This window comes from Streptomyces sp. H27-H1 (genome assembly GCF_026627445.1).
Taxonomy (GTDB): Bacteria; Actinomycetota; Actinomycetes; order Streptomycetales; family Streptomycetaceae; genus Streptomyces.
Genome location: NZ_JAPNLJ010000048.1, coordinates 24592 through 49248, shown reverse-complemented (window position 1 = coordinate 49248; position 24657 = coordinate 24592). Strand labels below are relative to the sequence as shown.

At 69.5% G+C, this 24657-nt stretch carries 27 protein-coding genes; 16 read left to right on the top strand and 11 right to left on the bottom strand.

What is annotated here, in order from left to right; translation table 11 throughout:
* Positions 1 to 265: 265 nt before the first annotated feature.
* From OTB20_RS34440 to OTB20_RS34430, 3 genes are all read right to left on the bottom strand, one after another.
* On the bottom strand, positions 266 to 475 hold the full coding sequence (locus OTB20_RS34440; RefSeq protein ID WP_267823646.1) for a DUF397 domain-containing protein: 210 nt from the start codon (positions 473 to 475) through the stop codon (positions 266 to 268).
* Between the two features lie 184 nt (positions 476 to 659).
* On the bottom strand, positions 660 to 1544 hold the full coding sequence (locus OTB20_RS34435) for a helix-turn-helix domain-containing protein (protein WP_267823644.1): 885 nt from the start codon (positions 1542 to 1544) through the stop codon (positions 660 to 662).
* Between the two features lie 439 nt (positions 1545 to 1983).
* Positions 1984 to 2718, bottom strand: coding sequence for a GOLPH3/VPS74 family protein (locus OTB20_RS34430; RefSeq protein ID WP_250742596.1), 735 nt, complete (start codon positions 2716 to 2718; stop codon positions 1984 to 1986).
* 163 nt (positions 2719 to 2881) lie between these two features.
* Between OTB20_RS34430 and OTB20_RS34425 the strand changes: the two genes are divergently transcribed.
* The 4 genes from OTB20_RS34425 to OTB20_RS34410 all read left to right on the top strand — a co-directional run bounded on the left by OTB20_RS34425 (position 2882) and on the right by OTB20_RS34410 (position 9300).
* Positions 2882 to 5968, top strand: coding sequence for a D-alanyl-D-alanine carboxypeptidase (locus OTB20_RS34425; protein ID WP_267823641.1), 3087 nt, complete (start codon positions 2882 to 2884; stop codon positions 5966 to 5968).
* A 177-nt stretch (positions 5969 to 6145) separates the two neighbouring features.
* Positions 6146 to 8077: an MFS transporter gene (locus OTB20_RS34420; RefSeq protein ID WP_267823639.1), complete on the top strand. Its 1932-nt coding sequence runs from the start codon at positions 6146 to 6148 to the stop codon at positions 8075 to 8077.
* Positions 8078 to 8193: 116 nt separating this feature from the next.
* Positions 8194 to 8415 carry a hypothetical protein gene (locus tag OTB20_RS34415; RefSeq protein ID WP_267823637.1) on the top strand — a complete coding sequence of 74 codons (222 nt, stop codon included), beginning with the start codon at positions 8194 to 8196 and terminating at the stop codon, positions 8413 to 8415.
* A 243-nt stretch (positions 8416 to 8658) separates the two neighbouring features.
* Entirely contained in the window at positions 8659 to 9300 is a 642-nt protein-coding gene (locus tag OTB20_RS34410) for a sortase domain-bontaining protein (protein WP_267823635.1), read from the top strand.
* 576 nt (positions 9301 to 9876) lie between these two features.
* Here the strand turns inward: OTB20_RS34410 and OTB20_RS34405 are convergent.
* Positions 9877 to 10650 carry an XRE family transcriptional regulator gene (locus tag OTB20_RS34405; protein WP_267823634.1) on the bottom strand — a complete coding sequence of 258 codons (774 nt, stop codon included), beginning with the start codon at positions 10648 to 10650 and terminating at the stop codon, positions 9877 to 9879.
* Positions 10651 to 10947: 297 nt separating this feature from the next.
* On the opposite strand from OTB20_RS34405, the gene OTB20_RS34400 reads away from it, so the two are divergent.
* The 10 genes from OTB20_RS34400 to OTB20_RS34355 all read left to right on the top strand — a co-directional run bounded on the left by OTB20_RS34400 (position 10948) and on the right by OTB20_RS34355 (position 16746).
* Positions 10948 to 11295: a hypothetical protein gene (locus tag OTB20_RS34400; protein WP_267823632.1), complete on the top strand. Its 348-nt coding sequence runs from the start codon at positions 10948 to 10950 to the stop codon at positions 11293 to 11295.
* Positions 11292 to 11666 carry a DUF6907 domain-containing protein gene (locus OTB20_RS34395; RefSeq protein WP_267823631.1) on the top strand — a complete coding sequence of 125 codons (375 nt, stop codon included), beginning with the start codon at positions 11292 to 11294 and terminating at the stop codon, positions 11664 to 11666. The genes OTB20_RS34400 and OTB20_RS34395 overlap by 4 nt, the downstream gene beginning before the upstream one ends.
* Positions 11666 to 11845 (top strand): hypothetical protein, encoded by a 180-nt coding sequence (locus OTB20_RS34390; RefSeq protein WP_267823629.1) that lies wholly within the window; start codon positions 11666 to 11668, stop codon positions 11843 to 11845. The genes OTB20_RS34395 and OTB20_RS34390 overlap by 1 nt, the downstream gene beginning before the upstream one ends.
* Before the next feature lie 79 nt (positions 11846 to 11924).
* Positions 11925 to 12119 (top strand): hypothetical protein, encoded by a 195-nt coding sequence (locus OTB20_RS34385; RefSeq protein ID WP_267823627.1) that lies wholly within the window; start codon positions 11925 to 11927, stop codon positions 12117 to 12119.
* On the top strand, positions 12116 to 12337 hold the full coding sequence (locus tag OTB20_RS34380) for a hypothetical protein (RefSeq protein WP_267823625.1): 222 nt from the start codon (positions 12116 to 12118) through the stop codon (positions 12335 to 12337). Before OTB20_RS34385 ends, OTB20_RS34380 begins: the two co-directional genes overlap by 4 nt.
* Positions 12334 to 12549, top strand: a complete 216-nt coding sequence (locus OTB20_RS34375; protein WP_267823624.1) for a hypothetical protein — start codon at positions 12334 to 12336, stop codon at positions 12547 to 12549. The genes OTB20_RS34380 and OTB20_RS34375 overlap by 4 nt, the downstream gene beginning before the upstream one ends.
* Complete coding sequence (locus tag OTB20_RS34370; protein WP_267823622.1) at positions 12546 to 13469, top strand: hypothetical protein; 924 nt, start codon at positions 12546 to 12548, stop codon at positions 13467 to 13469. The genes OTB20_RS34375 and OTB20_RS34370 overlap by 4 nt, the downstream gene beginning before the upstream one ends.
* A gap of 158 nt (positions 13470 to 13627) precedes the next feature.
* Positions 13628 to 14197, top strand: a complete 570-nt coding sequence (gene traA, locus OTB20_RS34365) for a plasmid transfer protein TraA (protein ID WP_267823620.1) — start codon at positions 13628 to 13630, stop codon at positions 14195 to 14197.
* A gap of 14 nt (positions 14198 to 14211) precedes the next feature.
* Positions 14212 to 16230: a plasmid transfer protein TraB gene (gene traB, locus OTB20_RS34360; protein ID WP_267823618.1), complete on the top strand. Its 2019-nt coding sequence runs from the start codon at positions 14212 to 14214 to the stop codon at positions 16228 to 16230.
* Between the two features lie 240 nt (positions 16231 to 16470).
* The gene (locus tag OTB20_RS34355; protein ID WP_267823616.1) at positions 16471 to 16746 is read left to right on the top strand and encodes a hypothetical protein; all 276 of its coding nucleotides are present in this window, start codon (positions 16471 to 16473) and stop codon (positions 16744 to 16746) included.
* 93 nt (positions 16747 to 16839) lie between these two features.
* Here OTB20_RS34355 and OTB20_RS34350 read toward each other — a convergent pair whose 3' ends face one another.
* The 7 genes from OTB20_RS34350 to OTB20_RS34320 form a co-directional block, all read right to left on the bottom strand.
* Entirely contained in the window at positions 16840 to 18063 is a 1224-nt protein-coding gene (locus OTB20_RS34350) for a phage major capsid protein (RefSeq protein WP_267823614.1), read from the bottom strand.
* Positions 18064 to 18333: 270 nt separating this feature from the next.
* Positions 18334 to 18612, bottom strand: a complete 279-nt coding sequence (locus OTB20_RS34345; protein WP_267823613.1) for a hypothetical protein — start codon at positions 18610 to 18612, stop codon at positions 18334 to 18336.
* An 8-nt stretch (positions 18613 to 18620) separates the two neighbouring features.
* Positions 18621 to 19031 (bottom strand): phage terminase small subunit P27 family, encoded by a 411-nt coding sequence (locus OTB20_RS34340; RefSeq protein ID WP_267823611.1) that lies wholly within the window; start codon positions 19029 to 19031, stop codon positions 18621 to 18623.
* A 173-nt stretch (positions 19032 to 19204) separates the two neighbouring features.
* On the bottom strand, positions 19205 to 19453 hold the full coding sequence (locus OTB20_RS34335) for an HNH endonuclease (RefSeq protein ID WP_267823609.1): 249 nt from the start codon (positions 19451 to 19453) through the stop codon (positions 19205 to 19207).
* 290 nt (positions 19454 to 19743) lie between these two features.
* Positions 19744 to 19929, bottom strand: coding sequence for a hypothetical protein (locus tag OTB20_RS34330; protein ID WP_267823607.1), 186 nt, complete (start codon positions 19927 to 19929; stop codon positions 19744 to 19746).
* On the bottom strand, positions 19926 to 22241 hold the full coding sequence (locus OTB20_RS34325) for a DUF3987 domain-containing protein (protein ID WP_267823605.1): 2316 nt from the start codon (positions 22239 to 22241) through the stop codon (positions 19926 to 19928). Before OTB20_RS34325 ends, OTB20_RS34330 begins: the two co-directional genes overlap by 4 nt.
* Positions 22242 to 22536: 295 nt before the next feature.
* A complete protein-coding gene (locus tag OTB20_RS34320) occupies positions 22537 to 22770 on the bottom strand; it encodes a helix-turn-helix transcriptional regulator (RefSeq protein WP_267823603.1) in 234 nt (77 codons plus the stop codon).
* Between the two features lie 128 nt (positions 22771 to 22898).
* Between OTB20_RS34320 and OTB20_RS34315 the strand changes: the two genes are divergently transcribed.
* The gene (locus OTB20_RS34315) at positions 22899 to 23447 is read left to right on the top strand and encodes a helix-turn-helix domain-containing protein (protein ID WP_267823601.1); all 549 of its coding nucleotides are present in this window, start codon (positions 22899 to 22901) and stop codon (positions 23445 to 23447) included.
* On the top strand, positions 23428 to 24627 hold the full coding sequence (locus OTB20_RS34310; RefSeq protein WP_267823599.1) for a tyrosine-type recombinase/integrase: 1200 nt from the start codon (positions 23428 to 23430) through the stop codon (positions 24625 to 24627). The genes OTB20_RS34315 and OTB20_RS34310 overlap by 20 nt, the downstream gene beginning before the upstream one ends.
* Positions 24628 to 24657: the final 30 nt, after the last annotated feature.

The following is a 24657-nucleotide window of genomic DNA, read 5'->3' as shown; positions in this document are numbered from 1 at the left end:
CACCCCGGGAGACGTGGAACCCCGGCGCACCCGCAGCGTTACGCGACGGCCCCACACCCGACCACACGGGACAAATAGGGCGAAACGCCAAGTCGACCGAGGTCATCACGCCGCAGAAGGATCGAGGTCAGTGGTGCAAGTAATGCGGTTCGTGCAGGTGATGCGGGTAATGCGGGTAATGCCTGTCGTTCGGTGGAGCTGATGGAGCCGGTGGAGCTGGTGGCGCTTTTCGTCTGACAGTGGGCCGGGAGGTTGTCCTCGACGTTCAGACGAGGCGTCCCAGCCGGCCCTCGGTCACATCGGCGACGAACGAGGTCCAGGAGGCGGGCGCGAAGGTGAGGGACGGGCCGTCCTGCACCTTCGAGTCGCGGACCGCGATGGATTCGATGACGGGGGACTTGACCTCGACGCAGGCGCCGTTGGCGGAGTACGAGGACTTGGTCCAGTTTTCCGTTGCACCTTGACGAATAGCCATGTTTCTCTCCGGTTCAGCGAGTGGTTCCGGTGTCATGTCGGCCATTGCTCCGGCTGACGTGATCGACGCTACCCGCAGCTCCCGGTATGCGAAGGGGGCGTTCACCCGACCGAGTGGCATATTCCATTCAGGCCTTCTGCGGCCGGGGAGTGACGGTGTACCGTACCGGCCTTCTCGCCGGATCTCACTTCCCCTTGCCCGCGAAGTCCTCGATGATCTGCCCGATGAACTGCCGCGTCTGGTCCACGTTGTGGGCCTGTGCACGCAGATGTTCGTACATCACGCTGTATTTCTGGACGTCGTTGGCTTTCTCCAGATACAAGTCGCTCGTCACGCCCTCGATGTAGACGACCGTCGAGTCCGATGCGTCCGGGAATTCCAGAATGGCGTACTGGCCGTTGACGCCCGGGTGGGCCCCCACCGAGAAGGGCATCACCTGGACCGTGACGTGCGGCTTCTCCGATTGCTCTATCAGGAACTCCAACTGCCGGATCATGAGCTGCGCATCGCCCACGTGCCGGCGCAGAGCTGCCTCGTCGATGACCGCCCACAGGCGCAGCGGTCCGATCTCGGGATTGCTGTTCTCGGTCTCGTGAAGCCGCTTCTGGCGGTGCATCCGGACCTGGACGCGCTTCTCCACGTCGACGGGGGCCGTCTCCGGCCACGCGCCGCGGACGAGCGACTGGGCGTACTCCGGGGTCTGGAGCAGCCCTGGGATCACCAGGGGCTCGTAGGTGCGCAGGCTGGCGGCGTCCGTCTCCAGGCCGATGTAGACGCTGTACGGGATGTCACCGAAGGCGTGCCACCAGCCCTGCTGGCGGGAATCCTTGGCCATCTGCATGAGGGAGTCGACGAGCCGCCGGTCCTCGACCTCGTAGACGTCGCACAGATCGCGGACGTCGCGCTGGCTGATGGAACGGCGGCCGTTCTCCAGCCGGCTGATCTTCGACTGGGAGACGAGCAGGCGTTCCGCGACCTGCTCGGCCGTCATGCCTTTGTCCTCGCGGAGCTTGCGCAACTCCATGCCCAGTCGGCGGCGTCGGACGGTGGGATTGACATTGGACGCCACGTGAACGGCACCTCCGCCTTCTTCTCGTGCTGTCTCTCTGCGTGTCTGATGCTGAGCAGACTGCCACCGAAGCGTGCGGCCTCGCTGGGGAACGGCCGGGATCACGGCCGGATCACGGCCGGATCGAGGCCGGATCGAGGCCTGGCCGGGCCGAGATCAGGCCTGGGGGCGGCCCCGGACGAGCCTCGGGGCGTGCCTCGCACGAGCTCCGGGACGAGCCCCGAACGAGCCTCGGGACGCGCCGGACATGCGAACGCGCGGGGTGACGGGGCCGGCGTACCGGCCTCGTCACCCCGCGCGCTGGCGGCTTCCGGGCCGGGTCCTGGGGACGTCGGCCACGGTGATGGCGTTACGTGTGCTGCGGTCGTGCGTGTGGCGCCTGTGCTGCGGTGTTGCCTGCCCTGCTGTGCTGCCTGTACTGCGTGCCCTGCCGGTGGAATCAGTGCGCGGCCGCGCGGGCCATCGCACCGGTCCGGCGCGGCTGCAGCGGAACGGCTGCCGCCGTGGCCCGGGCGGGCTGGGCCGGTGCCCGGTCGCGGCGCGGCTGTGCTGCCACACCGTTCTGGACGTCCATGACGGCGTGAGCCACCAGTCCGCCCATCGGGTCGTGCCGGATCAGATCCCGCAGTCGGGACCTGGACGACCGCCCCTCGTTGCCGGGGTACAGGTGCTTGCCGAGTCCGACCGCGTGGGCCAGTGCGGCAAGCGCCGCGGTCCGCGGGTCCGGCGGTACACCGGTGCGGATCGCACTGTCCAGCCGGCCACGGATCTCCCGGCTGATCGCTGTGTCGGTCGCTTGGTAGCGAGTCGTCGGCAGCACCCCGCACATCTGGCCCGCGACGGCATGGACCATGCCGCAACGCTCCAAGTGAGCGAGGTAAATCTGACGGAGCCCCAGTCGGGGTCCGCCGATCCAGTGGACGGCCCGAACCGGGCTGCCGCGCCTGCGCAGCAGTTCCAGTGCGGAGTCCAGAGTCGGATCTCCTGTCGGCCGTGGCATCACCACGGCGATACGATCCCCATCAGGGGCTATCCGTCCTGCCAGAGCCAGCTCCACTAGCTGTGCCCCGGCCAGGCCGAGGTCGAGCGACTGCGGCTGCGCCGTGGTTCCCGTGGCCGGGTCCAAGGCGAGCAGAAGAAGCTCCTCCGGAATTGTTCTGCGGCTCTTGCCCATCCATGCCTCCCCGCGTGGATGAGTGACAGGGTGACGCCTCTCACATTCATCTGTCGAGAGCGCCTGGTCGCTTTGTGGGGGAACCATCAGCTATGTCGTTCTCGTCTAGCACGGGGGCGATGCCCCCTAGACGGGACACTGTTAGACATTCGGACAGCCGGACGTGAAAGCGATCGAGGAGGAACTGGTGGCGGGCGAGTCCCCCGACAAGTCGGTTGATGAAGGAAAGTCGGGGACGGCGGAGTCGTCCGAGGGGCGCGACCCGAGGGCTTCGGTGTTCCGTCCGAGGGACCCGGAGGAGGGGCGCGCGGATCGCGATCCGCTGCGCGAAGCGGTGGCCGCGTGGGTGGCCACGGCGGAGACCTCGCCCTCCGGGGACGAGCCGGACGAGGCGCCGGCCGCGCCGGGCGCGGAGACCGAGGTCTTCAAGGCCCTGCCCGAGGACGCGGAGGAGTCGGCTTCGGACTCGGCTTCGGACTCGGACTCGGACTCGGCCTCGGATTCCGCCTCGGATTCCGAGCGGCGATCCGGTGGCGGGGAGCCTGCTGCCCCGTCGGCCGAGAGCGAGCGCACGGCGGTGTTCCGCACCGTGACGCCGCCGTCGGCTGCCGCCGAGCGGCCCGCACCTTCCGGTTCCGCTTCGGAGCCCGAGGGTGGCGAGCCCGCGGATCCGTCCGGTGCTTCCGATGGTTCTACGGGGCCCACGGACGCTGCCCCGGCGGGCCGGTCGGAGGCCTCGGGCGACAAGCCCACTGCTGCTCCAGCGGCTACCACCGCCGACGAGCCCGCAGACGGCGACCGCGAGACCGGGTCCCGTACCGCGACGCCTCCGGTGTCCGACGACCAGCCCGAGTCCTCCGATTCCGAGTCCGGTTCTGATTCCGCTTCGACCGGTTCCGGGCGCGGTGCCGGGTCCTCGGCGCCGCCCGCGGTTGGCGAGCGCACGGCTGCGTTCCGCACCGCGACGCCCCCGGTCGCTCCCGACCGGTCCGCGGGTGCGGGTCCGGCGGACGACCCGGTGCGCGGCGCCGAATCCCCGGGCGAGTCCGCGGCTGCCGCCGGCGCGGCCGGGAGTGAGCGCACGGCCTCGTTCCGTACGGCGACACCGCCGGCCGGTACCGGTCGACCCGCGGGCTCCGGCTCCGGGGCCGACCCGCGCCGGGCCTCGGGCGAGCTCAAGGCCTCCGCCGGATCGACCGACAGCGAGCGCACCGCGGTGTTCCGTACGGTCACCCCGCCGGCCACCGCCGACCGGCCGACGGGTTCCGCTCCGGCGGCGGGCGACACCCCAGCGACCCCTCCCACCAGCAGCGACCCCACCACCAGCGAGCGAACCGCCACGTTCCGCACGGCGACGCCGCCGCCTGCGGGTGCTCCGACCTCGGGTGCTGCGACCTCAGGCACCCCGAGTGCCCAGGGCAAATCGGCCAACCCGGCGGCTCCGGCGACCCCGAGCGCCCGGGACACCACGGCCGCTCCGGCCACCCCCGCCACCGGCGACTCCGCCGACAGCGAGCGGACCGCCGTGTTCCGGGCGGTCAAGCCCGGCTCCGGCTCCGGGTCCGCCCCGGGCGCCGAGGCGCACGACAGTGAGCGGACGGCTGTGTTCCGGGCGGTGAAGCCCCCGGCTCCGGCCGCCCCGGCCGCCGGTGACTCCGCCGACAGCGAGCGGACCGCGGTGTTCCGGGCGATCAAGCCCGGCACCGCCGCAGCCGCCCCCGACACCGCCAAGCCGGCGCCCCCGCACACCGCCGGCGGGGAGCGGCCGAGCACCTTCGTACCGCTGCGGAACGACGCGCCCGCCCGCCCCGCCACCGGCCGGCCGCCGAACGCGGCGTCCCCCGCCCCCGGTGCTCCGAGGGCCGCGAACGCGGCGGCCGCCCCGGCGCCCGCGAGGACCCCGGTACCCGCCGGGGTGCGGGCCCCGGTGACGTATGAGTCCCCGGAGCGGACCACGCAGCAGCCGCTGCCGCCCAAGCCGCCGCTCGACATGCTGGCGGACCTCACGAACAACCCGCCGCCGCCGCCGAGCGCGGCCCGGACCGTCCTGCGGCGGTTCAAGATCTACGCCCCGGTCCTCGTACTCCTGGCGGTGGTCCTCGCCGTCGTCCAGCTCGTGCGCCCGCTGCCCGAGCCGACGCTCCGGATGACCGCGAAGAGCACGTACGCCTTCGAGGGCGGGGCCCCGGTCCTGCCGTGGCCGAAGGAGGGCCAGGCCTATGTCGCCGCGGCCGGCCTCGGCCCGGTCGGCACCTTCGGGGAGCAGAAGCCCGTCGCGATCGGCAGTGTCGCCAAGGCCATGACGGCGTACGTCATCCTCAAGGACTTCCCCATGAAGAAGGGGGAGAAGGGTCAGATGATCCCCGTCGACAAGACGGCGGTCGACGACGGCAAGAAGGAGACCGAGGGCGAGTCCACGGTCAACAACCTGAAGGAGGGCGACAAGCTCTCCCAGTACGACGCCCTCGCCGCGATCATGATCCCGTCCGCCAACAACGTCGCGCGGCTGCTCGCGCGCTGGGACGGCGGGCAGGAGGCGTTCGTCCAGAAGATGAACGACACCGCCAAGGAACTCGGCATGACCAACACGGCGTACACGGACCCCTCGGGTCTGAACGCGACGACGGTCAGCACCGCCGAGGACCAGGTCAAGCTCGGCCTGAAGATCGTAGAGATGCCCGAGCTGATCGCGATCACCAAGCTGCCGTACTGGACCGACGCCACCGGCAAGAAGTGGCGGAACTACAACAACCTCATTCCGCTCAACAACTCGCTGGGCATCAAGACGGGCTCCACCACGAAGGCCGGCGGAAACCTGCTCTTCGCGGCGTCGCAGAAGGTCGGCAAGACCAACCAGCTGATCGTCGGCGCGGTCCTCGGCCAGCACGGCGTGCCGATCCTCGACACGGCGATCGAAGCGAGCAAGAAGGTCATGATCGCCACGCAGCGGGTGCTCACGGCCGCGCCCGTCGTCAAGAAGGGCGCGGTCGTCGGCTACGTGGACGACGGACTCGGCACCCAGGTCCCGGTCGTGGCCACCGCCGACGTGGAAGCGGTCGGCTGGCCGACCCTGACCGTCTCCCTCAAGCTGGGTGACGGCGCCGCCAAGCTCCCGCAGACCGCCAAGGCGGGCTCGGAGATCGGTGTACTGACCGTCGGCGAGGGCGCCAGCCAGGTGAAGGTGCCGGTGGCGCTGCAGAGCGACCTCACCGCACCCGGCGTCGGCAAGAAGCTGACACGCGTCGGCTGACGCGTCGGCCGCCGCGTCATCCGCCGCGGCGGCCGACGCGGCGGACGACCCCGCGTGCGAGCGCGGAGCGGGCACCCCCCCCCCGGGGGCACCCCCGGGGGCCCCGGGCCGCGTCTACGAACCGAGGGACGCACCCTCGGGACGCACCCGAGGGACCGGAGTGGGGAGTACGTCGGCGTGAGCACCGCTGAGCGCCAGGGACAGGGGCAAGGCCGGATACTGGGCCAGGCCCTGCCCGGAGGGGCCGGAAAGGCCGGAGCCGAGGGAAGCCCGGGAGAACCGGGACCGGCGAGGACGCGGGCCGACCCCGGCCCGCCTGCCGGGCAGGTCCGCCGTACCCTCGACCGGGCGCGCCGGCACCCCGTGGCCGTGGCCACCGCGCTGGCCGGGCTGCTGCACGTGATCTGGTTCTTCGCCGTCGCCAACAGCGGCGGCGACCTCGCCGCACAGGACGCCTGGGCCGAGTTCGTGGGCCGCCATCCCGACTCGGCGTACAACCTCGCCTGGTACGGCGGCATGCACCCGGTCTCGTACAGCGTGGTCTCGCCGTACGTGATGCACATGATCGGCGTCCGGACCACGATGATGATCGCCGGTACGGTCTCGGCCGGGCTGCTGGCCATGATCCTGACCCGCTGCCGGGGCGCCGTGCGCGAGCCCCTGTGGCCCGCGCTGGCCGGGGTGTACGGGCTGCTGTGCAACGCCCTGTCGGGCCGTGTCACCTTCGGGCTCGGCGTGATGTTCGCGCTGGGGGCGGTCGCCGCTGTCTTCTGCTGGCCCCGCAAATGGGCCGAGCGGCGCTGGGCGAAGGCCGCCGCGGCGGCTCCGCTCGCGGCCGTCGCCACGGCCTCCAGCCCGGTCGCCGGGCTGTTCCTCGGAGTGATCGCGGCCGCGCTGTTCCTGAACGGGCGGCGCCCCGGCGCGTACGCGCTGGGGCTGGCCCCGGCGGCGGTGGTCGGGCTGTCGGCCTGGCTGTTCCCCTTCTCCGGGACCCAGCCGATGAAGCTGGCCTCGGCGGCGCTGCCGTTCGGGTGCGCGCTGGCCGCACTGTTCCTCGTACCGAAGGGCTGGAAGACGGTCCGGACCGCGTCCGCGATCTACGCCTTCGGGGTGGCGCTGACCTGGGCGATCGACTCCCAGGTCGGTTCGAACGTGACTCGGCTCGCGATGCTGTTCGGCGGGGTGGTGCTGCTCGCGGCCCTCCCGTACGAGGCCGCGCGCACGCGCCGCTGGTACGGGCTGGTCCTCGCGCTGGGCGGCGTGACCGCCTGGATCACCGTCAACAGCGTCACCGACATCGTCCGCACCACCCCGCTGGCCTCCTGGAGCCGGGAGCTGGCCCCGCTGGTGGACCAGCTCCAGAAGGCGGGCGCCGACCGGGGCCGCGTCGAGGTGGTCCCGGCCAGCAGCCACCGCGAGTCCTCCGCCTTCCCCGCGTACGTGAACCTCGCCCGCGGCTGGAACCGCCAGGCCGACCTGGAGCGCAACCCGGTCTTCTACGACGACACCCTCACGGCCGACAGCTACCGCGAGTGGCTGGACCGCTGGGCCGTGCACTATGTGGTGCTGCCCGCCGACAAACCCGATGAGGGCGGGAAGGACGAGGCGAAGCTGGTGCGCGAGGGGCTCCCGTACCTCCAGCAGGTGTGGGGCGACGCGAACTGGCAGCTCTTCAAGGTGGTGAACCCGACGAACCTGGTCGACGGCTCCGCGACGGTGGTGCGGGCCGGCGCCGACCAACTGGTCATCGAGGTGAAGCAGGCCGGCCGGGTACTGGTGCGCGTTCCGCACTCCCCGTGGCTGGGGCTGGTGGACGGCGCGGGCAAGCCGGTGGCGCCGCCGCAGGAGACCGAGGCCTCCAAAGCCGCCGGGAAGACGACCCCGACGGGCGCCGTCGCCCCGCCCAAGGTCTACGCGAACACGGCCGGGTGCCTGTTCAAGGCACCCGCCGACGGTACCGGCGACGAGTGGACGGAGCTGCTGGCCCCGGCGCCGGGGGAGTACCGGATCGCGGCGAAGTACCAGCTGCCGCGCGGCACGCCGTGTCCGGAGGAACTGCTCTACGAGGTACTCGGCCCGGCGGAGCGCCCGACTCCGCCGAGCCCCTGACCGGTCCTTGATCAACCATTTTTTACGTCCGGTCCGGGTGCGTCTGCCCCTTTATATGCATACGATCCCAGTAGTCCGATTGGGTGCCCCGAGTCTTTTTAGGGAGTGACGACGGGATGAGCAAAGAGCAAGAGCAAGAGCAGAAGCAGGACTTCCAGGCGGCTGTGGCGAAGGCCGCGGAGGCGACCCACCTGCCACGCGCCGTGCAGGGCGCACACGGCTTCTCCGGTCCGCTCCGGACCAAGATCAAGGGCGGAGCGCACACGAAGGCGGAACTCAAGCGGGCCGGAACCCCGCAGGGCGACCGCATCGGCGAGCGCAGCAGAGGCCTCAGCTGAGCACCGGGCTGAGCACTGAGCCCCCCTCCCCGTCGTGATACGCCCTCCCGGCTTCGGCCGGGAGGGCTTTCGGCTGCCGGCGGCCTTAACGGCATCGCGGGGCGGCGTCCCGGTGGCCGTTACCTGGCCGACGGAGTACCCAGACACGACCCTCGTACCGTAGGGCTCGTCCCTGACCAAACCCCTCGAAACGGGTACACGGCCCGGCCCGCTGCCCTGCCCCCTGTCCGTCCGGAGCAAGCCATGACCCGCGCCCGCACCCGCGCCCGCACCCGCGCCCGCACCCCTGCCCTCCTCGCCGCCACCGCCGTCGCGCTGGCCACCCTCACCGCCTGCGGGAGCGGCGGCGGCGCCGCCGAGCTGCCCCCGGACCCCAAGGTGGGCAGCACAGCGTCCCCGGCCCCCACGGGAGATCCCGCACCCGTCCTCCCGAGGTCGAAGCCGACCGGCATGAAGATCGACGCGGCGGGCGTGGACGCGAAGAAGATGGTCGACCTGAAGGTGGACCCGGCGACGGGCGAGCTCGGCGTACCGAACGCGGACACCGACGCGGACAACCCGGGCTGGTGGGCCGAGGGCGTCACCCCGGGAGAGAAGGGGGTCTCCGTACTCGTCGCCCACTTCGACACGAAGTACGGCCCGGCGGTGATGAAGAACGTCAAGAACATCAAGCTCGGCGACCTGATCGAGGTTCCGCGCGAGGACGGGAAGACGGCCAGGTTCAAGATCCGCGAGATCGAGGACGTGAACAAGGAGGACTTCCCGACCCACAAGGTCTACGGGGAAACCAACCGCCCCGAACTCCGCCTGCTGACCTGCGGCGGCGGCCTCGAGCAGGGCCACCGCACCAACAACGTGATCCTCTACGCCGACCTGGTGGCGTGACCGACGCGGAGCCGAGGGGCCGTTAGGTGCCCTCACCTTCACCAACACCCCACCCCCGGGGTCGCCGGAGGCCCGGTACGTGGCGAACCTCCTCCACGCCGACTTGGGAGAGAAGCTCCAGCGCTTACACCGAAGCGCTGGAAGTCCACGGGATCTCCCGGCCCTTCTGGCACGCGCTCTTGAAAGCCGTCGCGGTGCGAGTCGCCGTGGGTTCAAATCCCATACCCACCGCAGGTGAACGGCCCCCGACCAACGACTTCGTGAGGGATCGTTTCGGATGAATCCCACCCCGTGGATCACCCCAGCCGGCGTACCGCCCGGCAAGGTCGTCAGTGATCACTGCCGTTGATGTCAGCCGCAGACGGCAAAGGCCCCCAGCGATGATCGGTTGGGGGCCTTTGCCCATGTGCCCTCGGCAGGATTCGAACCTGCGACACCCGCTTTAGGAGTCCGTTCAACTCCCGTACCTGGCCAGCTCTGTTGTGCCCTCACGGCTCTGACCTGCACGTTTCTTGTTAGCTGGCGTCAGCTGGTATTCGTCCGTCTCCTGTTCTCTTGTGTACGGGATGTGTACTGCTACTGGGGTGGCACGTTGTACTGGTTGAGCGTCGTCTGCGTGGTGGAGGCGTCACGAAACACCAACTCCCACGGGCCGGTGTTGATGTCCATGTCCTTACCGAAGCCGATCCACTTGCCAGCCATGCGCCGGCCTGTGGGCTCGACGAGCATCTGCACCGCGCCGTGGTATCGGGCGCCGCGGTAGTAACCGTCCTCAGCCGTCTGCTCCACCCAAGTGCCAGTCACGACACTGCCGTCCACCGTCAGGTCCATCGTGAGAGGCGACGCGGGGTTGGAGGATCCATTCGGCAGCGACCGCACGGTGAGTCGATTCCCGTGCTGCAGGACGATGACGAAGTGCTGCCCGACGAGACTGGTGTCTCGGCCGCTTGAGTAGAACTCGTAGCGGGAGAGCCAGACGCCGGAGTAGTTGGCCCGAGGGCTCGACTGGGGAGCCGGGCCAGCTGCAGACGCGACTCCCTCCGGAGTGCTTACAGCCGCTGGCTCGATGTCGTGCCCACCGTTGCCGTCTGAACTGAGTCGTCCCAGCGGCACGGCTGCTGAGAACCCCAGGGACTCGATGGGGAGCCCTGTAACGGACTCCAGCGCGCGGGCGTACAGCGGCCTCGGCGCCGCGATGACGCCGGCCTCCCAGCGTTGTACAAGCCGCTTGTTCGCTTCGTTCGGCTGCCCTACCCGCCGGCCGGAATCCCGGATGGCTCGGGCGAAGTCGTCCTGACTCATGAGCAGGCCCATACGCACTGCCCGAAGAGTCGAGTTTGGTGTGTTCATCCCTTCAAGGTAGCCCTCAACTTCCTGCAATGACACCGATATGACGCCCCATCTGACGTCGGTATGACGCCTCCATGGACGCCGCGCCGGACGTCATACCGGCGTCACGCTGAGACCCTCCAACCGAGCATCTAGGGGCGCCTCGTGCGATTACGGTTCACAGCCGGAGTGTTGCTATCCAGCACCACATGGTGTTACATAGGCACATCGAGCCTTGGAAACGAGGACGGCCCCGACCGGTGGTTGCACACCGAGCGGGGCCTGCGATCCGAACCCCTGACTAGAGGGAGTCGAACCATGGGAAACACCGTACCCGCCTGCGTCCCCCCGATACAGGCCGCCCTGCGCCTGCTGCCCGGCCAGCGGCCGACCCTCGACTACGTCTTCGAGGCCCCGCTCGAGGCCCTGGCCTCCGAGCTGCACGTCGAGGTCATCACCTCCACGATCACCGACGCCGACTTCTTCGGCTGCGTGGTAGTCCGGGGCGCCCGCATCGTCGTGATGCTCTCCCCGAACCTCGGCGAGTACGAGACGGACTTCTTCACCCGCTACCTGACGGCGCACGCGTACAAGCTCGAGATGGAGCCGCTGCCGACACCGTTCGACGTCGAGCTCAACGACATGACGCACGCGGTGACGGCATGAGCGCCCCGCACACGGTCACGGTGCAGACCCTCGACCACGGGCCGGTCGTCCTCGAGGAGCCCTCCTGGTGTGTCGCCGTCCACGCAGACGGCAACCACCGCTCCGGAATCCGCCACGACGGTGTCGAGCACGCCGCCTCGGTCGAGGTCCCCGGGCGCGGTCGGGTCGAGTTCCTGAAGGCGAACCTGTCGCAGTTCCCGTTCGCCGAGTACGGCAGCCACGACGTGAAGGTCGTAGTGGAGGTCGACGGGGACCACCACGAGTTCGACCCGGCCGGCCTCGGGGACCTGGCCGCGGCCATCACGGCGCACGCCCTGTACGGGCTGCTGCCGCTGCGGGACCGCCTGCACGCGCTGCAAGAGGAGAAGTGATGGCGGAGCTCAGGATCAGCCGCGACGCCACCATCGCGACCGCTCGCGAGGCTTTGGCCGCTTCGAAGGCCATGAATGTCGTCACGGCCAGCGACAGCGATCTCTGCCGCAGCGTCGGCAGCCTCGAGTACACCGTTGAAGCCCTCCTGAGGGTCATCGACGAACTGGCCGAGCAGTGAGCGCCCTCCACCCGGCCGCGACCGGGTGCGACTGGTGCGGACAGGGCGGCCACGACCCGATCGAACCGCAGGACGGCGAGTGAGCTCGCACTGGCCGATCCGCCGGCCGACGGAGAGCGCCGCGCTGCGCTCCCTCGGCCGGTCGGTCCGGCCCCTCCCAAGCGTTCCGGCCTTGATGGCCGCCCTGATCATCGCGAACCGTGCCCTCGACCGGCACGGCGCCAACCTCGCTGCCCACCGTGTGGTGCGCGTAGCCGAAGGAGTCTCCGAATGAGCACCCTCAGCATCTTCGACGTGATCACGGCTCTCGTGATCCTCACCAGCGCGGCGGCGCTCGCCATGCAGCTGCGCGGCAAGAGCGGGCGGTACAGGTGCGTCGAGTGCGGCCTCGAGATCCGCTTCCGCGGTGTCAGCGAGGGCGGCAAGGACCGCCTGCGTCAGCAGATGACCGCCCACGTCAACACCCACCAGTCGCAAGGAGTCAGCGAATGAGCCGCTACCTGGAAGAAGCCGCTGCGCTGCTGCGGAAGTCCGTCGAGACCAACGAGCGCGAGCACGCCAAGTGGCCGTCCTCGCTCACGGAGGGCCGCGAGCGAATCGCCCGCGAGTTCGCCACCCTCGCCGCCATCGACAAGGGCCTCCTGCCCGCCGAGATCACCGCCGACATCCTCCGCGCCATCACCGAGAAGGGAGGCCGGTCGTGAAGTTCGTCAACGAGATCCGGCACCGCCTGGTCGACCGCACGATCGACGGGACCACGAACCAGGTATCCGAGCCGTTCGCGGTCCGCATGCCGAAGCTGCCCCGCGACAAGGACACGATGGCGCTCGTCGGCGTCTCCGGCCTGGTCCTAGCGCTCACCCTCGTGGCGATCGTCTGGTCGACGTACAGCATCGGCCAGCTGCTCGGCGGTGGCGTCGGCTACGCGGCCGGCGCGGTCTTCGACATCGCGTGGCTGTCGGTCCTGGTGCTGGAGTACCTGGCGCGCTTCGACCCGAAGAAGCGGGAGTTCCCCCGCAAGGTCGGGTGGTTGCTGGTCCTGGTCGCCGCGGGTGCCATCTTCCTTCACGGCTGGCAGGCGGGCAGCTGGCCGATGGCCGTGGTCGGTGCGGCGGTGTCGCTGGTGTCGAAGGCGCTGTGGCTGGCCGTGTTCCGGCACATCGAGAAGGAGCTCTCTCCGGCTGACTCCCAGTGGGTAGCCGCGGAGATGTCGAAGGCGAACGCCAAGCTCGCCATCGCCGGGGCCCGCAGGCAGGCCGCGAAGGCGGAAGTCGCCGCGAGGCTGGAGTTGCTGGCCGCCGAGCAGGACCTGAACGAACTGGCTGGGCTTGATCACTTTCGCGGCAGCGGGAAGATCACGGCCGAACAGGTCGGCGAACACGGCGAGCCCCTGGATGTCATCCAGACCCTCGAACCGGCCTTGAACAGGGCGAACGCGGTTCGCGAACAGTCCGAACCCGGCACGAACATCGCACACCTCGCCCGCGTCGAGCTGACGGCCGGAGCATCCCGGGAGGAAGCCGTCGAGGCGATCCTGGCCCGCGTTCCCGACGCCAAGCAGACGACCGTCGAAGCGACCGTGCGGCGGGAGCGCAACAAGCTCGACCGCGCGGCGTACCGGTAGACCCCGACCCCTTCCGCCCTCGGCAGGTGCGAGGTTCCTCGCACCTGGTAAGCGCTCCGTAGTCAGCGACTACCGCGCGTACACCACGTGTTCCATCTGGAACACCTGCCGAGGGCCGTGGGGGCCGGGATCCACCCGGACCGAACCGAGGGGGCACCATGAGCGCTGCCAACGGTGGGACTCAGCACTTCGCGAACGGCGTGCGAAGCAGCACCAGCAAGAACCCGTCGACTAAGGGCGGCACCAGCAAGACCAAGCACGGACCGTCGTTCAGCTTCGGCCCGAACATCAACGTCAACTCGACCCGGACTACCAGCTCCGGTGGCCGGGGCGGACAGCCGAGCAGCAGCCAGAGCGCGGGCGGGAACTACGGCCGCTCCCAGCTGATGCTCCCCGACCCGTCGTTCGGATCGGCGGCCGAGCTGAGGGAGTACTGCAACACCCTCCGGGCGTTCGGCGTCCACGCCTCGATCGAGGTGACCGTTGCCGCGGAGATCCTGCAGGCGGCACTGTCGCAGGCCAAGGGCACACCGCAGGACAACATCATCCAGCACAAGATCCGGGCCCGGCGCGTCGCCCGGAAGCTGAAGAAGGCCGGCGAGTCCCTGGCCGACGCCGCCGCCAACGCCGCCGCCACCTATGCCGCGTTCCAGCGGGAGTACGCAGACATCATCACGGCCCGCCCCCAGGGCGGTACGTCCTCAGCCCGTCGCCCGTTCCAGTACTGAAAGGACGCATCCCCATGACCGGCAAGGACGTCGAACAGCGTCACGAGGAGCAGCTGAAGGGCAGCTCCGACAAGGGCGGGATCAAGGGCTACCTGCTGCACCGTGCGAAGCCGTACCTGCCGCCGTGGCTCGGGGTCGGTTCGCTCGGGATCTCCGGCACCGTCGGCCACCTGGTGTGGTCCGGAGATGCGGCCATGGGGATCGGCCTCACGCTCGGCTCGGTCGCCCTGACGGGGGCGGCCTGGTGGGCGGGCAAGGGTGTCGGCCCGCAGCGCCGTCTGCACTCGGCCATCACCGTGGCCGCCGGGTCCGTGTGGTTCACGTCGGCCTCGATCTTCGATCCGTCGTACAACGCCCTCTTCGTCGGCGGCACCGTTACCGCCCTGACCTGGAACATCCGTCAGATCTACCGGCGCGACCCGGACGGCGTGAAGGCTGTCACGGATGGCGCCGGCCTGCTCGAGAAGGTCGGCCTGGCCAAGGCCCTCATGCAGCGCGCCAAGGTCGAACCCAACCGGGTCACCGTGCCGCTTCTCCTCGAGGCCGGCGAGCAGACCAACGACGACGTGTCCAAGGCCCTGCCCCGGATCGCATCCGCGCTGGACATCCCCGTCACCGCCGTCCGCTACCTGCCCGATCCCGACTCTGCCCGCCGCGGCGAGCTCGTCGTCGTCCCCCTCGACATGCTCGCCGACACGGTCCGCTGGGAAGAGGCAGGTCCGTCCCTGCCCGGCGGCTCCATGGAAGACCCGCTCGTCCTCGGCGTGTACGACGACGGACAGCCGCTGATGATGTGGTTCCCCGGCGACCGGGAGGCCGGCCGCAACGCAACCCACCTCCTGATCGCGGGCATGACCGGATCCGGGAAGGGAGACGGTGCCCTGAACCTCCTGACCGAAATCCTGTCGCGGAAGGACGTCATCGTCTGGCTGTCCGACCCCAAGGGATTCCAGGACTTCCGCCCGCTGTTGCCCGGCATCGACTGGGCCGTCGAGGGCGGCGCCCCGACCGAAGCCATGGTCGAAGCCGTCCTTGCTGCGATCCCCGCCCGCACCGCATGGCTCGGCGCCCACCGCTACCGGCAGTGGGAAGCCATCTGCGCGGACGAGCAGACCGACCCCGCGCACTCCTGCCGAACCGACGGCACCGCCTGCCACTGCCCCGGGGTCCCGTTCCTGGTGAGCTGGTTCGAAGAGGCCGGCGTCAGCCTGTCCATGCTCGGAGACGACGCGTTCAACAACATCGCCAACCTGGCCCGGTCCGCGGGCATCGCCCTGGTCGTGTCCCTGCAGCGGCCCAGCCACGACCAGATCAGCACCACCACCCGCGACGCACTCGGGAGCAGGCTGTGTTTCGGCGTCCCCAACGCCATGGCCGCCTCGTTCATGCTCCCCGACACGGTCATCGATGCCGGGGCCGCCCCGGAACGCTGGGCCAACCGGCGGCCCGGCTACAACTACCTCGTTACCCCCGGCGTCGATGAGATGCGGTACTCCAGCCCCGGCCGGACCCGCTGGTTCACCGACTCCGCCCTGTCCCTCATGGAGGCCGTAGCCTCATGGGCCGCCCGCAACGGCGCCAAGCCCGACCCCGTCACCGCGGGTGCCGCAGCCTCGGCCGTGGGTAAGGCGTACACAGAGCGCGCCCGACACCAGGAGGAGAACCCGGAAGAGGGCGACGACGACGAGGAGACGACCGTGAGCCGCCTGGACGACGAAGACCTCGACATCGACCCGAACGAGGAACTGCCCCCGCCGGCCCCCGGCGAGGAGAACGTCGTCTTCGGCCAGCCCGACGGCGCCGACCTCACCCGGGAGGAAGCGCGCACGGTCCTGCAAGACATCCTTGCCGAGTTCGAAGCCGACGGAACCATGGTGATCGGCGTTGTGGACGTCATGGCACACGGCGAGCGGCTCGGCCGGAAGCGCGGATGGGTGTCCGGCGAGCTTCAGCAGCTGCTCGAGGACGGGCGCTTGACCGTTACGACGAAGCCCGGCCGGTATCGAATCGTGCCCGCCATGGCCGATGCCTGACAGCCCTGACACCCCCTGACGCGTCAGACGGCCCTGACACCCATCCTCCTAGGCAGGAGCAGGTGTCAGGACGCTCTGACGGCCGCTCTGACACCCTCTGACACACCGAAGCGGCCCGCCCCTGACACTCGGGGACGGGCCGCTTTTCGCGTTCCCCCCGCGACGCTGCGGCCATGCCGTCATCCTTGCGGGCATGTCGACTGCCCCGAACCCGTATCTCGCAGAACCAGCCCGCCGCAGATGTTCGGCCGACCCTGGCACCGCTACGCCTGGGCGCCCGTCCCCCTGCTCAGCATGTCGGTACTCGCCTGCCTGCCGTTCATCGTCGCCGCGTACCGCGGCGTCATCGCCTGGTGGATCGCCGGCCTGTACACGGCCTGCAGCGCTACCGTCCTGGTCTTCGCCATCGTGCAGCCCAAGGTGAACGGTTGGTTCCCTACGGCGGTCTGGACTCTCATGATCACGGCTGTCGTGCACGTATTCCTCCTCGACCGCGCTAAGCCGCAGGCCAAGTAAGGGGACTTGCAAGAGCACCCGCCCCTGGACTGAAACCCGGGGACGGGTGCTGGTGGCTCACGGAGAACGAGGACCGTGAGCCAGTCGGCGGGGCTACGCGGTGAGGTCGATTTCGACGATCGCCGACGGCTGGTAGATCTTCAGCCCGGCGTCCATCTCGGCCCTAAAGCGGATCATGTTCCGCTGGAAGTCGGACGCGCCGACACCCTCGCTGATGGCGTCCGGGTCGTAGATGTTCTCCGACCAGTCGAAACGCATGTCCTCGGCGATCTGCAGCTCGGTCGCCAGCTTGAAGTTCGCCAGGTGCGCGACACCGACCGACTGAGCGGTCGTGCTCACCACCGGCATGCCCCACAGCCGGCGCGCGTTGACGTCGACAGTCTGGACCGGGCCGCCGAGGTAGTACTGCGCCTCGTTGTCGGCGAGGAGCTCGATGGTCTCCCAGTCATTCGGGTGGATGACGTAGGCGGCCCCGTCCGAGAACGACAGAGTCTCGAGCTTCGTCTTCGCCTTGCGCATGGTGGTCAGGATGTCGGTGTCCCAGGCCTGCGCCTGGCTGCCGGACACGTTCGCGATGCCGGTCATGTTCTCGCCCGACCCGGACCCGTTGATGATCTGCTGCTCGAGGGCCATCTCCACCCCGAGCCGCATCTCCATGTCGAGGAAGCGCTGCAGCATCGGAGCGTCCCGCAGATCCTGGCGGGCTACCGGCTCCGAGAGGTGGGCGATCGTCCGGGTCCGGTCGTCGACCCGAGTCATCGTGAAGATGCTCGTGGGCTTCAGCGCCCCGCGGGCAACCACTGCAGCGTTGTTCGTGCGGACGGTCTGCCGCATGTAGCTGAACCGCGACGGGCCGGTCACTGTGGGGATGAGCTGGCGAAGCACCAGGGCCGGCACGCCGATGCGCACCGGCTCCGACTCCAGCGGGATCGTCAGCGGCACCGCGCCGCCAGAGAGCAGGCCCTTGAACCCCTCGGGGCCCGACACTGCACGGATGACCTTCTCGCCCCAGTCGGAACCGCCCGCGGCCTTCACGCGCGGATGGATGGCCGACTTCATGGCTGACGGGCGGGCGATGCTGTCGCCGAGCTTCTGCAGTTCGTCGCGGAAGCCAGCGCCGCCCTGCTCTGCCTTCGCCTGGTTCTCGGCCAGCGTGATGCGGTCCTTGAGGTCGCGGCCCTTGTCCATGAGCGCGGTCGCCTTCGCCGACTCCTCGTCGGTCAGGTTCCGCCACTCGCCGGTCGGGGTCTCGCAGATGGCCTTGACCTCACGCACCACGGTGCGGAATTCGGCCCTCAGAATTTCGATGTCGCTCATAGTGCGTCCTCAGGAAGTAGTGATCACTTCCCGCACATTCCGGAGGCTGGCCGCGCTGTACGCGCTGGGCGGGCCTACGACGGAGAGTCCGGGCGGCGCCGAACTCAGCGGACACACGGGCTGGCGGCGTCATCGCCCGCAGACGGTCGCCGGGGGCGGCGACTTGGCGGGCGGGTTTCCCCGATGGCCGCCGCTCTACCCCCAGCTTCCTGCTACGGAACGAGTCGCTCGCGGTCCCAAATGCTGGCCGTCGAACTACCTGTGGTCATTTTAGCTGATAGGGCCCACTCTGCGGAAGATCTCCGCTCCGTCCTGGTACGTCGTCAACTCCCAGTGCGCGCACGGGCACGGCAGCTGCAGCATCCGCTCGACCGCCAGGCCCCCGTCACCCATGAACCAGACGCCGCCCTCGGCATCCATCAGCCGCCCAGCCGACGACTCCGTCAGCCACCGGCCCGTCGGCAACACGCTCGAGGGCGCGTGCCGCATCACGTCGATCAGCAGGCGCACCCCGCCAGCCGTTTTCCCGTCGATCGCCTTCGTGTTCATTGGCACTCCTAGCTGAAGGGGTTGTCGTCGTCGGCGCTGTCGTCGCTGGAGTCGGCCAGGCCGATCCGCACCCGGGCGTCCGTGGTCAGGCCGAGCTCCCGCGCCCAGTAGCGCAGTTGCTGCGACGCCTCCCGCATCGCCACCGTGGCCGGGTTCTTCACCGTGCGCCCGCGGTCCATGTCGGAGCGGCCCTCAACGACCGGCCCCCGATCCCGGACATCGGCAGCCGCCGCGGCGAACGCCGACCACCACGAGCAGTACGCCGTGATGGCCGCACGCTCGCCCTCTCGGAAGCGCGTCGCATCGTGGGCGTACACCTCGGACAGCCTGACCCACTCCTGCAGGCCCACGTCGTCGAGGACGGCCGGCTGCACCGACCAGTCGATGCCGAGCCCCCCGATCTCGGCATCCTTAGCCAAGGCCAGGGCCTGTCTCTGGGGGAGGATCTTCAGGCCCTTGGGGACCCTGAGTGCGTCATTCGTGCGTCGAGCAGGCATTTTCACCTCTCCAAAACCGGTTCTGAAGCCCGTGTGCGTGTTCCCAGCTCACCGCGGCGGGCCCCCTGGCGAATGAACTGGTGATTGAACGTCCCTTACCCCCCTCTCCGCCGTCGCTCGTTTCCGCGCAACGCTTCGGCTGCGGACTTCTCCGCATGACACGGCTCGGCGTGGATGAGCCCGAGGTTCTCCGGGTCGCGCGGTGAGCCGCCCTCGGCGATAGGCACCTTGTGGTCGAGCTGCAACGGCTCACCGTCCATGGATTCCTCACCGCAGACGTAGCAGCACGCGTTGTCGCGCCTGCTGATCCGCTTCTTGAGCGCTCGCCATTGGCTTGAGCTCATTCCGTAGCGCTCCTGCTTGCTGGCCCTGTTGGCCCACGCGATGGGCTGGTGAACGTCGCATCGTCCACGGGCTGTGGATATCTCGTGGCACTCGGGATCAGTGCAGCGTGTAGGTGGTGCTGTGGGCATGCGCCCTGCCTCCCTTCGTGCTGGGCGGTGGCTGGTCTGGCCTTGGTGCCGGTACTGATCTGGGCGGGCCTGGCTATCGGGGCTGGGAGGGGGCATAGGGGTAGCCCTCCCGCCCCCTCCCGTCCATCCCCTGGGGGAGGGCGCGAGGAGGGGGCGGGAGGTCAGGCGGCCAGTTGGTGGGGGGTGTACTGCGGGCAGACCGGGGCGTGGGCGTCGGGGCAGGGGCTCCGGCGGTCGCTGTGGAGCCGGGCCCCGCAGCCGTTCGGGCAGAGTCGGTACTTGCCGCGGCGGACGATGGCCCCGCAGGCCATGCAGAGCAGCGGTGCTCGGCGTCGGCGAGGGCTCACGACTTCTCCTTCGGGTTGGCGATGTACGGGTGGACGTCGAACTTCGGGGAGGGCTTCCGACCGCGCCGGCCGGTCTCCGGGGGCGGGATGAAGGCGAGCCAGCCGTATTCCTCCAGCTGCAGCAGGACGTCGTTCATGACGTCCATATCCGTGGCCCACTCACGGCCCTTGAGGCCCTGCCAGACGTCACGGGCCGAGAAGGAGTCCCCAGGGCTGTTGCGGCTCCGGAGCCAGCCGACGACGTCCCGGAGGGGTTTGACGGCGCCTTCGCGGTTCTTGCCCATGAGGTCGAACACGGCGCGGGCGTGGGCGATGAAATACGGGGTCATCGCGAGGACGTCCGTGATGCGCTGGTGGCTGATCTCGCGGGCCCCGGGGTCCTCGTAGAGGCTCAGGCAGGCCGCGACGCGGACGAGCTGGCCGCGCAGCTTGCCGGCCCAGTCGGCGAGGTCGTGCAGGTCCCCGCCGGGCTTCCGCCGCTTGGCGAACGCGTTGTAGAACTCCCCGAACGCCTTCCGGGCGGGCTCCGACAGCTCGATCGTGAGCACGTCCGGGCAGGCCCACACCTGCTTGATGAGGTCGCGGATCCGGTGGTCGTAGACGTTGGCGATCTGCGCGGGGATGGGCGGGGACTCGAAGGTGTCCGTCTCGGTGGGCGCCGGTTTCGCGTACAGGAACCGGCCCAGGAGCCCGGACTGCCTGAACTCGGGGTTCTGCTTCTCCAGCCCGGAGATGATGCCGGGCTGCACGATCAGCCCGAGGGCCAGGAACGTGTGCGACATGCGGGAGGACGCCCGGCCTGTGCGGTCGATGGTGTACGGGCCGCCCGTGTACGCCTCGAGCAGCAGGTCAGTGTTCGCCTTGCCGTTGTTGCCGTACAGACCTGCCGCGACCTTGAACAGTCCGCCCTCGGAAGCCAGGGAGCCGATCCGGCCGCCCTGCTCGTACATGCGCTTAGCGAGCGCTTCGAGGGTGATGTCGCGGACCAGGAGCCGGGGCAGCTCCGGGGCGTCGCCCAGCTCCAGAAGCTTCACGCGGGCCGCCTCGGCGTCCGCCTCGGCTGAGAGCCGCTTGTCACTGTCGGAGTTGGCGGCGTTCTGCTCGGCCTTCGTCATGCGGGCCGTGGTGATGCGGATCTCCTGGGCGGTCGCCTCGACGTCGGGGCGGGCCGCCTCCATCAGCTCCTCCTCGATCTCACGCAGGGGGTTCGCTGCGGCGTTCAGCGCGGGCGTCTTCTTCTCGGAGGAGTCCGCCAGCGCGGCCAGGTACAGGGCCGTCGACTCCTGCCAATCGGACTTCACCTGCACCCGCCGCCGGCCGCCCGTCGCCGTGGAGATGGTCGCCAGCGCGGCGAACGCCACTAGGTCGACGGGCACCTGCAGGGACTCGGCAGCCGCGGTGACGAACTCACCGAGACTCCCCAGGGAGGCGACAGGGAACGGCGGGACCGGGGCCGCGGCCAGGGACACCGGCTCATCCCAACCCCCATCAAGGATCTGCGTCCCAGAAATCCCAGAACTCCGATCCGGTCCCGCTCCTTGGGACGGCACCGCCATTGTGGGATTTGTGGGATGCGAATCGGGGGTGAGCAGATCCGGGTAGCCGAGCCCCGCCGCAAGGTGATCCGTGATGTCCTTACCGCGCGCCGGCTCCAGCACCCGGACCGGGATCCCGGCCTCCTGGACCGACGCCACGACGGCCGCGGCGTGCTTGGCGCCCGGCTCGTCGCGGTCCCGGATGACGATGACCTCAGAGGCCCCGACCAACGCGCGGGTGTAGTCGTCGGTCCACTTCCCCGCCCCGCCCACGTTGCAGGTGGCGGTGGCGCCGGTGGCCCGCAGGCTGTCGACGTCCTTCTCGCCCTCGACGACGAACACGGGGCCGCCGGCCTTCACCGCCTCGAGGACTTCGGGGAGCCGGTAGAGCACCCGGCGGATCCCGGACACCCCGGGCTGCCCGTCGGGCCGGTACTGCCGGAACGTCTTGCGCTCCCCGTCGTAGCCCGGCTCGATACGCCGCACGACGTACAGCACCTGGCCGTGCTCGTCGACGTAGGGGTACTCGGCGACGACCTGGGGGCGCTCCCGCTTCTGCAGGGGCTCGTCGAACAGGTCCGCCATGGTCAGACCGAGGGCACTGACGACGTCCTCGGTCGCACAGCCGGCGTGGCAGTTGATGACCACGCCCTTGGCGCCATTGGTGACCGACAGGGACGGCGACCGGTCCTCGTGGGCGACGCACTGCCAGGCGGTGCCGCGGCCCTTACTGCCGTGCGCGTCGAGAGCGTCGGTGACGCGAGCGAATGCGCTCACACGGTCACCGCCTCGACGCGCAGCTGCACGACGTAGGTGAGTCCGCACGGGGCGGTTTTGAGGACGGAACGAACGAGCGGGAGGGGCGCGCGGTGCAGGTGCGGGTGTCCGCATCCGGGGCACTGCTCGACCTTGACCTGCCGGTGCCACTTCCTCGACCGAGACCTGTACGTGTCCAGTCGACCCGCTACACGCGGGGGGTCTCCCTGGGCTACGGTGGCAGCAGTCGACCCGCTAGCCGCGGAGACTTTCTCAGAAGGGCCTGTTACCCGCAGGCCCTTCTTTGCGTCTCGGTTCATGCGGCGCTGCCCCCGCTCTGGACGGTGCGCTCGTCCAGCCACTTCTCGATGGCCGACCGGCGGTAGAAGACGCGTCCAGCCCGCCCATCGGCGGTCTTGAGGTACGTCGGACCGGCCTGCCTCCAGCGGCGCTCGGCCAGGGATTGCGTGCTTCCGAAGATGGGGTACTCGTCGCACACCTGCTTCGGGGTCAGGAGCTCGTCCCGCTGCGATGCGGTGTTCGTCTTCACTGGCGGTCCTTTCGATGCTTGTCCTGTTGCTTACATGCATCAACTGATGTCATGCTGCACCTATGAAGCTGAGAGTAGCGCATGGGCGCTGTGATACAAGCCCTCCGCTGGTGCATACGCTGATGAGCATGAGCGAGCAGCAGCGTGGACGACGAGCGATCGAGACCGGCCCGACGGGTATGACCGTCGCTGAGAATCTGGCCCGGCTGCGGAAGGTGCGGGGGTTCACCACTCGCCAGCTGTCCGGCGTCCTGGAACGGAACGGCCGCCTTATCCCGGCGTCCGGCATCACCCGGATGGAGAAGGCGGAACGGCAGGTCACCGTCGACGAGCTCGTCGCCCTGGCCGTCGCTCTGGACGTCTCGCCCGTAACCCTGCTCCTGCCGGCCAACGCGCGCGGCGGGAAGGACGTCAACGGAATTCCCGAGGAGGCTCGGACTGAAGTTACGGGAGTCGGAGAGGTCGGCGTGGTCAGCGCGTGGCGCTGGGCCTGGTGCCAGGACACGCTCGAGCCCAGTGACCCCGACGCGGGGGAGGAGGAAGCTGACCGTCGACTCATGGACTTCCTGCTGAACTCGCGCCCGATCGGCCTGCTCAGCGCCCAGGGCGACGACCGGATCATGTCTGCGGCCATTGGGTCTCGAAAGAGGAGGTCCGATGGCTCGAGTGTGGATTGAGGACCGCGAGAACCACGCGGACTACCGGGAGGCCATGGAACGGTGGCAGGAGGCGAAGCGGGCCGGCTCGAAGCGGCAGCCGCCGGGCCGGTGGCGGGTCCGCTGGTACGGGCCGGACAACAAGCCGAAGGCCCTCACCTTCCAGAGGCTGCCGCAGGCTGAGGCTGAGGTCCACGCGCTGACGGCGAAGCTCGACAAGGGCTCGTACCGCGACCCGAAGTCCGGGAAGGCCGCGGTGAAGGTGGTGGCCGAGGAGTGGCACGGTGCCTTGCGCAAGCAGGGGCGCCGAACGCGGGACGACTACCGGGAACTGCTCGACCTGTACGTCATCCCGAAGTGGGGCGACTGGCAGACGGCGGCGATCCAGTGGGCCGACGTCGACCAGTGGGTCACGGAGCTGTGCAACACCCCCGGCAAGCGGGGTGCGCCGCTGGGGCCGGACCGCATCAAGAAGACGTACTACGTGCTCAGCAGCGTCATGAAGCACGCGGTGAAGACGCACCGCGTCTCGGCGAGCCCGTGCCACGAGCACGACCTTCCCCGAAGCGACGACCAGGACGACCACGTCTACCTCACCCATGACCAGCTCGAGACGCTCGCCGGGCACGCTGGCCGCTACGCGACGTTCGTCCGGACGCTGGGGTACACGGGCATCCGGTGGGGGGAGGCCATCGCCATCAAGGTGGGCCGAACGCAGCTCAGTGACCGTCGCATCCGCATCCTGCAGGCCTACTCCGACATCGACGGACACCTCGAGCTGGGTCCAGTGAAGAACCACGAAAAGCGGTCCGTGCCCTTGCCGCGCTCGTTCGCCGAAGAGCTCCGGCCCCTGACCCTTGGCCGCGCCCGGGACGCCCTGCTGTTCACCGCGCCGGAGGGAGGCCCCATGCGCTACCCGAACTTCCGACGCCGCGACTGGGACGTGGCGGTCAAGGTGGCCGGCCTGGCCGACCTGAACCTGACTCCGCACAAGCTTCGGCATACGGCCGCCTCGCTGGCCATCGCCGCCGGCGCGGACGTGAAGGTGGTTCAGACGATGCTCGGCCACAAGTCGGCAGCCATGACGCTGGACGTGTACGGGCACCTGTTCCCGGACCGCCTTGATGAGGTCGCGGACGCCATGGATGCCGGGCGTACTGCCGCTCTGCTGAGGCTGGGAGCGCCAATCGTGGCGGCGTAGCGAGTTGTGGACCATGTACAGAATGCGTAC